The organism is Treponema primitia, from assembly GCF_046533075.1.
Classification (GTDB): Bacteria; Spirochaetota; Spirochaetia; order Treponematales; family Breznakiellaceae; genus Termitinema; species Termitinema primitia_B.
In genome coordinates, this window is record NZ_JAJQRB010000037.1 from 1 (window position 1) to 9,899 (window position 9,899).

Consider the following 9,899-nt stretch of genomic DNA (forward strand, 5'->3'; position numbering starts at 1 on the left):
TGAAGGCGGACCGAGCGTTAAAGAAGATAAGCCGGGAACGGGAACATTGGGCGCGAACCATGTTCCGAGAAAAAGCGGCCATGGACTACAACTCCGGCATGTATAACGCATACCAGAGGGGCCGGGAAGAAGCCCGGCTGGTGATTGAGGAAAAAGCCCGGGTGATTGAGGAAAAGGACCGGGTGATTGAGGAAAGAGACCGGGAAAATCAAGAGCTTCGGCAGAAACTTCGGGATGCCGGGTTAGAGTAGGGACGGGAACATGAAGGCAGACCGAGCGTTAAAGAAGATACGTAGTAACAAGCCGTTTGCGGTTAATTTTAAAGGAGATCCGGTTGGGGGTCTTCTCGGAAGTAGAGCATCTCCACATAACAGGCACGGCAGGTTTCTAGGTCCTTTTCCCTGATGGCCCGGTATAGCCGCCAATGGACATCGTCCCCCTCTTTTTGAACTATGGCTTTTTTGAAAAATTCTTCGTTCAGGATCGTGGTGTGCTGGCGGAACATTTTCCGGGTTACCTCGTAGACCAAGACAAAAACATTGTTTCCCGTGGCCCGGAAAATTTCCAGGTGGAATTCATAGTCCAGCCTGCCGTGGAGTTCCATATCATTTGCCAAGGCGGCCTGATCCATTTCTTCCTCTGTGTCTCCTCTGCGATCTCTGCGGTTTCTCTTCTTATTCCTCTTTGTCCGTGAGGTCCGTGTGGTCCGTGGTTATTCCTGAATTCCTGGTTAGTGAAAAATAGGGATTGAAAATTCGGGAAAAGGCTGTATTATGGATAAGAATAAGGGAGGTATCATGATTTTTAATCCCGGACACGAATGCATGGACCAGATGGCGCGGAAAAAACTCCAATTGGCCAACCTGAAAAACCTGGTGGAAAAACTCTACACCACGGTTCCTTTTTACCAGAAAAAGATGGATGCCCTGGGCATTACCAGCCGGGATATCCACACCCTGGGGGACATCGAAAAGCTGCCCTTTACCACGAAGGACGACCTCCGGGAAAATTATCCCCGGGGCCTTTTGGCCAGTCCTCCGGACCGGATTGTGGAGGTCCATATGAGTTCCGGTACCACCGGTAAGCCCGTAGTGGACGAGTATACCCAAAAAGACATTGATATTTGGCGGGAAGCCATGGCCAGGACCTTGGCGGGCGGGGGCTGTACCAAGGACGATATCGTACAGAATTGCTACGGCTACGGTCTCTTTACCGGAGGGCCCGGGGCTCATTACGGCGCCATGACCATAGGCGCGGAGGTCCTCCCCATGTCGTCGGGAAACACCGCCCGGCAGCTCATGGTGATGCAGGATTTCGGTTCCACCATGCTTACCTGCACCCCCTCCTACGCCCTGTATATGGCCGAAGAAGCGGCGGACGCGGGGATAGACCTGAAAAAGCTGCCCATCAGTAAGGGCTGTTTTGGGGCTGAGCCCTGGAGCGAGAACATGCGTAAGGAAATTGAGAGCCGCTACGGGATGAAAGCCTACGATATCTACGGCCTCACGGAAATCATCGGCCCCGGGGTGGCCTTTGAGTGCGAGGCCCAGGAGGGACTGCACGTCAATGAGGACCTGTTCTACCCGGAGATCATCGATCCTGAAACCGGTCATCATGTTAAACGAGGCGAAAAGGGGGAACTGGTCTTTACCACCCTCACCAAGGAGGGGACTCCTCTGATCCGCTACCGGACCCGGGATATCACCTATTTCATGGACGAGCCCTGTTCCTGCGGCAGGACCACCGTGAGGATGCACCGCCTCTTTGGCCGCACCGACGACATGCTGATCATCCGGGGGGTCAACGTCTTCCCCAGCCAGATCGAGCACGCCCTCTTCGGCATTGAGGGTACCGAACCCCAGTATCTTATCGTGGTTAACCGGGGAGAATCTCACCTGGACGAGGTGGAGCTTCTGGTTGAGGTTAAGCAGGAGTTCTTCAGCGATGAGACCAGGGGCTTGGAGACGCTGCGGAATAAAATACAGGATGTGATGAAGTCCAAGCTTCAGATTGGGCTAAAGGTAAAATTGGTGGAGCCTAAAACCATAGAACGGTCCATAGGCAAGGCTAAGCGGGTCATTGATAATCGTAAATTATAGGGAGTATCATTATGCAGATTAAACAAATATCGGTATTTCTGGAAAACAGTTCCGGCCGCCTGGGAGAGGTAACGAAGGTCTTGGCGGACGCCGGCATCAATATCCGGGCTCTTTCCATTGCGGACACCGCAGATTTCGGCATACTCAGGCTCATCGTGGATAAGAATGACGAGGCTATCACGGCCCTGACTAAGGCGGGTTTTACCACCCGTTTAAGCGATGTGGTGGCCGTGGAGGTTGTGGACAACCCCGGCAGCCTCGCTAAGGTGATGGAACTCTTCCAAAAGTCCAAGGTGAACATCGAATATCTCTACGCCTCCCTGGAAGGGAAGACCGGAAAAGCGGTGATTATTTTTAAATTGGAAAATTTGGAACAGGGTTTGAAAATAGTTACGGATAACGGCCTTTCTGTGGTTGAAAAATTTTGATTTTTCCCCCTAGAATGGTTACAGGTGAAGATCTAAAAAGCATCATAGAGGGGAAGATATGAAAATTTTGATGACCGCCAGTGAAGCTGTTCCCTATGCTAAGACCGGCGGCCTTGCCGATGCGGTATCAGCCCTGTCCCTTGCCCTGGCAAAACTGGGACACGAAGTGCGTATTGTCATCCCCCGGTACTATGGGATCAACCGTGGTGAACTTACCCAGGTTGAGGGCGCCATGGGGGTTCATGTGGGGGGCGGCGAGGAATGGTGCGCCGTCTACACCACGGCACTGCCCGGTTCGCCGAAGAAGAACCCCGTCAAGGTGTTTTTTATCGATCATGAAAAATTCTTTGGCCGGGACGGTATCTACGGAACGCCCGCGGAACCGGATTTTTTAGACAACCCCCGGCGCTTTACCTTCTTTTGCCGCGCCGCTTTTCAGCTTTGCCGGAAAACTTCCTGGTACCCCGATGTACTCCACGCCCATGACTGGCCCACTGCCCTGGTTCCGGTTTTCCTGAAATTCGGGGAACGCCATGGGGAGTTTGCCAATACCGTATCGGTCCTCACTATCCACAACCTGGGTTACCAGGGGATCTACAGCAAGGATAATTTCTGGTATACAAACCTGGGCTGGAACGATTTCTACGCCGCGGGGTTTGAGGACTGGAACATGATGAACCTCCTCAAGGCGGGGCTCTATTCGGCGGATAAGCTTAACACGGTTTCCCCCAACTACGCCGAGGAAACCAAGACCCACGTCCAGGGTTTCCGCTTGGACGGGGTCCTCCGCCACCGTTCCGCAGACTATATGGGCATCCTCAACGGCATAGACTCCGGCCTCTGGAACCCCAAGACCGACGACCTGCTGCCCCAAAAATACAGTGTCCAGGATATGAGCGGGAAGGCTAAAGCGAAGGAAGCGCTCCAGCGTGAATTCAGCCTGAGCGGGAAAAGCGATGTGCCCATCATCGGCATGGTCACCCGCCTTACCGGGCAGAAAGGGGTGGGCGCCCTCTTCGGCCCCGCCTACGGTTCCGCCTGGTCCATCTGCCGGGACATGAACCTCCAGTTTGTCCTCATCGGTACCGGGGAATCGTGGTGCGAAAATGAACTCCGCAGCCTTTCCGGCCGGCTGTCCAACTTCAAGGCCCAGATCGGCTACAGCGAAAACCAGAGCCACCTCATAGAAGCGGGGGCGGATTTCTTCCTCATGCCGAGCCAATACGAACCCTGCGGCCTGAACCAGATGTACTCCCTCGCCTACGGCACCCTCCCCATAGTGCGGAATACCGGCGGCCTTGCGGACACGGTGAGCAACTACAACGAGGAAAAAGGAACGGGCACGGGCTTTATGTTTAACGACCTGACCCCATCGGCGATCTACAACACCGTAGGCTGGGCGGTCTGGGCATACTACAACCGTCCGAAACACATCGAAGCCATGCGTATCCGGGGCATGAAGCAGGATTTCTCCTGGGAAAAATCCGCAAAGGTATACATCGCCATGTACGAAAGCGCTTTAAACCCCGCCCCCTAGGGACCCCTTTAGCATAGTTTCGGGAACGCACAAAACGAAGTATGGGGTCCTGGCGGCGCAAAAAATATCAGGAACCCCCAGAGGGTCCCCCTGATATTTTTTACACCACCACCCCCGATAACTGATCCTGTTGTGCGTTCTCCACGTCCTGGGGGTCCCTAGGGGGCGGGGCCTTTATCGCAGAACGATGCATACCCCCCGCTTGGAGCATAGTTAAGCATAATTTGGCGAACCGGCCGGTGAAGCCATGCGCCTAGGAGGCACGGAAGCACACTTACAATTAGTACGGAGTGGGGTGTTATTGACAATGGTCTTTTTATACTATATTTTGTAAATATGGAGCTTAATAAAATACCATCAAAATATCGTGACGACATAGAAATGGCAATAACATTACTCAAAAATGAAGGCTGTAAATCTGTTTTTTTATTTGGTTCCTTAGTAACAGGAAAAATTCATGAGCATTCAGATATAGATATTGGCATAACCGGATTACCAGCCAATAAATTTTTTAGAGTATATTCAATATTAGACAGAAAATTATCAAATAAAGTTGATCTTGTTGATTTTGATGACAATATAAAATTTTATACCCTTTTAAATTCTTTAGGGGAAGTTGTAAAACTTGGATAAAAACATTTCTGAAAAAATAACATATGAAATTTCCCGCTTGGAGCATAGTTAAGCATAATTTGGCGAACCGGCCCGGTGAAGCCATGCGCCTAGGAGGCACGGAAGCACACTTACAATTAGTACGGAGTGGGGTGTCGGGAAGGAAAAGTATGGAGGGACCCTCTGGGAGGTCCCATACTTTTCCTTCCTGACAGGCCCCCCTTACAAATTGTGTGCTTTCGAAAACCCAGTATGCGCATGGCTTCACCGGGCTACCGTATTTGCCACACGAAGCTGCTGCTTAGCCAGGCGAGACGGGCGGAGCGGGCAACGGCGTTGTAGGGGGCGCCTTCCTGGTGGGCGGGGATCCAGAAGAGGGTGTTGGCAATCGTTGTCTGGGCTGCCAGGGACGCCAGCCATGTTCGGGTAGTTTGTAGTTTTGCTGTGTTTTTTTCTTCGCCAAAGGGGACGGCCCACAGTATATCTGCCTGGATGCCGAATTCATGCCAGTCCTCCATCTCGGGAAAACGGTTCGCCTCCAGGTTGCTGGTGTCCTGGGGGGGCTGCCGGCGAATCCTGCTGACCGGCGCATAGACCCAGCCGGGGGAGGAGCGGTAAAACAGGGGCAGGGCGTCTATCCAGCCATAGGTTTCCGCGCCCTGCTGAAAGCGGCTGTTCCGGAACAGATCTTCCATGGCGCTTTCCCAGACTTCCCGGTCTTCGGGAAAAATTCCGGGCTGCTCTTGTAAAAGCTGGGCGATCCAAGCCCACCGGGCTTCCATGTCCCGCCCGGGTATAAGAAGCTCCCCCTCCCCGCCTTCGGGAGAAACCGCCCTACTCCGTGAAATCGCCGGTTCCTTAAAATCCCGGAACATCATCCAGGGGTCTATCGCCAAAACCAGCGCACCCTGGTATTCCCGCGCCGAGGGCAGACCCTTATATATAACTACGGGGGGGGCAAGTTCAGTCCGCTCCAGAGGTCCACGGGTAGTAATACTAAACCCATACCAATTTTTAGGAAAACTCCCGTCTTCCCTTGCCGTCCTAATCCGAATCCGCTGGGGCGGTTTAGCGGTATCGAGTATCCTCTCCCACTGTTCCCGGTACGCCTCGTCCACCAGCCATACTGCCCGGGGCCGGGCCAAAAGAAAGACCGCAGCGCCGATAATCACCAAAACCAACAGCGCCGCTGCAGCATATAACCGGCTTTTTCCTGTAAGCCCCTGCATTGGGGACCTTTTTTTTGTACTGATAATTCAACTCCTCTTACAATTTTGTAATTTCATCAAGAGAAAGACCGGTAACGCGCGCAATTTTTTCAGCCGGGTCGCCCATCTCCTTCAAACTTTTCGCCGTCGCAATTTTACTCGCAGCTTTGCCTTTAGCTTCCCATCTGGTAGCCGCGCCCAATTCGATAAAAATATCATCTACGTCAATGTCATTACGGTTATCTAATACATCTTTAAAAAAATTGCCCAACGCTGCGACATCCTGTCTATCTAATACATCTTTAAAAAAATTGCGCAAACTTGCAGCTTCATGTTTATCTAATATATCCTTAAAAATATAGCCCAACGCTACGACATCCTGTCTATTTAATGCATCCTTAAAATCATTGCTCAACCCTGCGTCATCCTGTTTATCTAATGCACCCTTAAAAGCATTGAATACAACTGTTTCTCCGCGCATACCTAAAACCTCCTGGATTTGATGGTTGTTTACCTGTCCAAAGATATATAAAAATGCCCCGATGGGGGCTTCCTTCGGTACTTTTTTGACCTCGGCTAAGATTGCTACTGTGCTGGCATAGCTCAAATCTCGGTCTAAACCGCGCAACCAAAGGGCTTCCCCGGGAGGAATCTTTTTACGGTTTATTATCTGCATGGACATTAAACCGTTTTCTATTATTGTAATACCGGGCCATTGTTCCGTCAATGTATAATGGCAATTGTCCCGCAGATGGTATGCCAAGGCGTTTCTTACGAATTTTGCTTTAGTCCGGAGGCGATATTTTTAAAGAATTCTATTTTTTGAAAGAAAATAGGGGATCAGACGAAGAATAATAGACCGCGAAGGCGCAGAAGGCGCAGAAGGAGAAAAAAGGGGCCCATAGTGTCCCCCGGGTGGAGGACACTATGGGAATTCGGTGAATGAACACCTTTACTCGCTTACCGGGTAGGAGAACTCGATGTTTGTACCCAGGTAGCCTAGTACTGGTGAGCCGGCGGGTACCGCCGGGGAGGTGATGGCGGTGGCGGTGAAGCCTAGGTTAACCTGCTTGAACTTCAGGGAACCGCCTTGGGGTGGGGTCAGGGCCGGGACGGTCATGTATTCCCAGCCGCTGGTGGTGTAGCCGTTTCCGTCTACCCCGCCCAGGGCAGTCGCTTCACTGGTAATGGGGGCCTTGGAGTATGCAAGTTTAATGGAGTCCCGGCCGCCGGTTTCCGTGGCGTTGTAATAGGCGATATAGGGAATTTTAGTCCCGGGCTTGAGTTTTATCTGGGTCCAGTTTCCTACGGCGCCGAACTGATCCACCGTTACCGCTTTGTAGGTGGTACTGGTACGGCTATCGATGTAGATGTACTTCAGATCGCTGTCGGTTCTGTCAAAGGCGGCAATATGGAGGTGGTCATCGCTGTCTATGGCCATGGAGATATAGGTACCCACATAGTCCGGCAAATTTATCGCGGATGTAGTCCAGGTAATCGCAGCCGTCGGATTTGCGCCGATTACCTGGGTAGATGAGTACTTCAGCTTGAGTTTTCCTGCGCTTTCATCGAAGTAGACTATCACCACATAATTGTCGGAGGTAACCGCCATATCGAAGTAGGGAGACGCCCCTGATGCGGCGGTTAGACGCCCGGTTCCGGCAGTAGTTTCTGTAATATTTGTATAGGCAGTGTTATAAGGTCTGTTTTGCGAATCAACCTGGGTAGCCAGGGAATTCCCTATACGGTTAGGACGGCCGGTAACGTTAGTTCCAATCTGGAAATTCCTGAAAATTAGATCCTTGTTTGTCGTATTGTCGTCAAAATAGAGCATATACATGGACGCCCCGTCAACCGACATCGAATCGCCTTTGGAAATGAGTTTGGGGTACTGATACCGGTTAAGCAGGATTCCGGGGGTAAAGCCCACCGTCTCCAGGGTTACCGCATTGTTATTGGCGTTATTTGAACGCCCTCCTGCGTCGGTGGGCCAGTCCACATAGGTTGTACCCCCGGCCCAGCCTAAGCCTTGGTGACCACCCGCCGAGCCGGGCCAGAGTTCGGCATACCGGTCATAGATCAATTCCAGGCTGCCGCCGCTATAGTTGTATACCGATGCTTGCAGGTACCTGCCCGAATCATCCTTGGTCATGGCCATCTGTTCCCAGGCTAAAGCCTTTACCAGATATTCCGTGTACAGCCGCGCCTTGGTGTTAATGTTAAATTCCGTCCGCTGGGGCCTGGCGTCATTGCCGTGCATTGACCCGGCGCCTCCTACCCCGTTGGACCCATCCAACAGCGGCACCGGAACTGCAGAGCTGCCGCCATTGTCGTCAATGTACCCGAAGACCGGGTTATTGCCGTTCATGATCATGGTGGGGTAATACCCGTTTCTGACGTCGGTTTCTTTAACCGTATAGAACTGCAAATAGCGGTCGTCGGTGAGGGTTATGTTCTTGGTTTTGTAGCGGTCCGCCTCGCGGTTGGGCATATTTTCCTGGTCCTGGCCCTCGGTACCGCCGGTGAGGGTATACGAGCCCAGAGAAGCGTTGCTGTTGATGTTATTCAAGGTGCCCACCGTGGCTCCAACGTATACCGCCAGGTATCCCGACTTGCTAGAATTATTGGTGGTTGTAAAGCCCGTTTCAGAAGCGCCGGTAAAGGGCAGGATAGTTCCGCTCGCCACTGCGGGGCTGTAGGTTCCGTTCAGGGCCGCGCTGAGAATCCGCACCCCATTGGTCATGGGGTTAAGGTTAAAGCCCGTAACGTTGATAAAGCTCGCGTTAGATCCCTGAATAACCGAGTACTTGCCATCGGCGGAACGGATGTTGTCGTCCTTTAAGCCCCCCTGCAGCCAATTGGCGGCGGTACTAATCTTTACGATATAGGGTACCACGTCCATACGGTAATAGGGCGTCTTAGCGGCGGCAACCGTCTGGGTAGAGCTTTCCAGTGAGGTGTTCGCGGTCGGCATCGGGAAATCCCGGGCAAGAACCCGGAAGGGCCGGTCCACGGCGGCGATATTGGCTATTTTGTTGGTATCTATGTCCAGCCGCCAGTTAACCTTATGTCCCGCCTGATCGTGGGATACGGGCTCCACCGTAAATTTCCAGCCGTTTGCATCCCATTGGTCAGCGCCGGTAAGGACGCCGCCGATGTAGTCGGCTGCCTTGGCATAGCTGTGGGACGGATAGATCGTTTCCGTTACGGCGGCTCCGGCAAAGGTAAATCCGTCCATGTAGACCCAGAGGGAACCGAGTATGTTGTTATCCTCGGCGCTGCCCCGTATGCTTATCTTCCCTGAAACCTTGGGGTCCCTGTCCAGAACGCCTAAACCTCCGGTAGTAAAGTTACCGGGCAGATCGGCCTCCAGTTCTATGTGGCCGTTGTTCTTGCTGTTCCCGTAGAGGGAATTATTATCCTTGTTGTTCCAGTGGAAGGGGTTTACCACCGCGGTGGGTCTCGTTTTGTCATCGTTATCCATATCAAGATTGAAGATTGCCGCCTGGGCAAGCTGCTCCGCTATGGGGCCTCCGGTTGTGGTGTCGTAGACCTTGAGAATAAAGAGCCTGCTATGCTTGAGGACCGTGTCTTCCACCCCAAGGGAATCGGGAATGTTGGCAAAATCACCTACACCGCTATAGGCCGCTACCGCTGCGGCGGGATTACCGCCGGGGAAAACATCGGTTTTTTCTGTGCCAGATACCGCAGTATAGCCCCAGACCGTACCGCCTGTTCCGTCCGCAGTGGAAGCCGCCTTAAGGGCCACAAAGGTGGTCCCCACCTCATTGTTGGGCGCGCCTAAGCGGGTCCAGCGGGTGTCCCCGCCGTAGCCAACGGTATAGACATTACCCGGTACAAGGGCGGTTGCCGGAATTTGCGTGGCCCCCTTGGTTACATAGGTAATGGAGTAGTGTCTAAGATTGTTTCCGTCAACGATATTCATGGATACTTTGAACTGGTTGTTCCGTACCGTAAAGTCGGTTCTGATTTCGCCGAAGTGGCTGCCATCCGG

At 52.6% G+C, this 9,899-nt stretch carries 7 protein-coding genes and 2 pseudogenes; 5 read left to right on the forward strand and 4 right to left on the reverse strand.

Annotated features, from left to right (window positions below; genetic code table 11):
- Positions 1-251 (forward strand): annotated as a pseudogene (locus tag LQZ19_RS06995) (Rpn family recombination-promoting nuclease/putative transposase); the annotation flags it as partial.
- Positions 252-319: 68 nt separating this feature from the next.
- Here the strand turns inward: LQZ19_RS06995 and LQZ19_RS07000 are convergent.
- Positions 320-646 (reverse strand): annotated as a pseudogene (locus tag LQZ19_RS07000) (FCD domain-containing protein); the annotation flags it as partial.
- Positions 647-797: 151 nt separating this feature from the next.
- Here LQZ19_RS07000 and LQZ19_RS07005 point away from each other — a divergent pair.
- The 4 genes from LQZ19_RS07005 to LQZ19_RS07020 all read left to right on the forward strand — a co-directional run bounded on the left by LQZ19_RS07005 (position 798) and on the right by LQZ19_RS07020 (position 4,697).
- On the forward strand, positions 798-2,099 hold the full coding sequence (locus LQZ19_RS07005) for a phenylacetate--CoA ligase family protein (protein ID WP_411046950.1): 1,302 nt from the start codon (positions 798-800) through the stop codon (positions 2,097-2,099).
- 11 nt (positions 2,100-2,110) lie between these two features.
- A complete protein-coding gene (locus LQZ19_RS07010; protein ID WP_411046951.1) occupies positions 2,111-2,527 on the forward strand; it encodes an ACT domain-containing protein in 417 nt (138 codons plus the stop codon).
- 58 nt (positions 2,528-2,585) lie between these two features.
- Positions 2,586-4,064 carry a glycogen synthase gene (locus tag LQZ19_RS07015; protein WP_411046952.1) on the forward strand — a complete coding sequence of 493 codons (1,479 nt, stop codon included), beginning with the start codon at positions 2,586-2,588 and terminating at the stop codon, positions 4,062-4,064.
- 336 nt (positions 4,065-4,400) lie between these two features.
- A complete protein-coding gene (locus LQZ19_RS07020) occupies positions 4,401-4,697 on the forward strand; it encodes a nucleotidyltransferase family protein (RefSeq protein ID WP_411046953.1) in 297 nt (98 codons plus the stop codon).
- 251 nt (positions 4,698-4,948) lie between these two features.
- Here LQZ19_RS07020 and LQZ19_RS07025 read toward each other — a convergent pair whose 3' ends face one another.
- From LQZ19_RS07025 to LQZ19_RS07035, 3 genes are all read right to left on the reverse strand, one after another.
- The gene (locus LQZ19_RS07025) at positions 4,949-5,905 is read right to left on the reverse strand and encodes a hypothetical protein (RefSeq protein ID WP_411046954.1); all 957 of its coding nucleotides are present in this window, start codon (positions 5,903-5,905) and stop codon (positions 4,949-4,951) included.
- A 37-nt stretch (positions 5,906-5,942) separates the two neighbouring features.
- Positions 5,943-6,560, reverse strand: coding sequence for a hypothetical protein (locus tag LQZ19_RS07030; RefSeq protein ID WP_411046955.1), 618 nt, complete (start codon positions 6,558-6,560; stop codon positions 5,943-5,945).
- Between the two features lie 276 nt (positions 6,561-6,836).
- Positions 6,837-9,899: hypothetical protein (locus LQZ19_RS07035; protein ID WP_411046956.1), on the reverse strand; the 3,063-nt coding region annotated here is incomplete at its 5' end.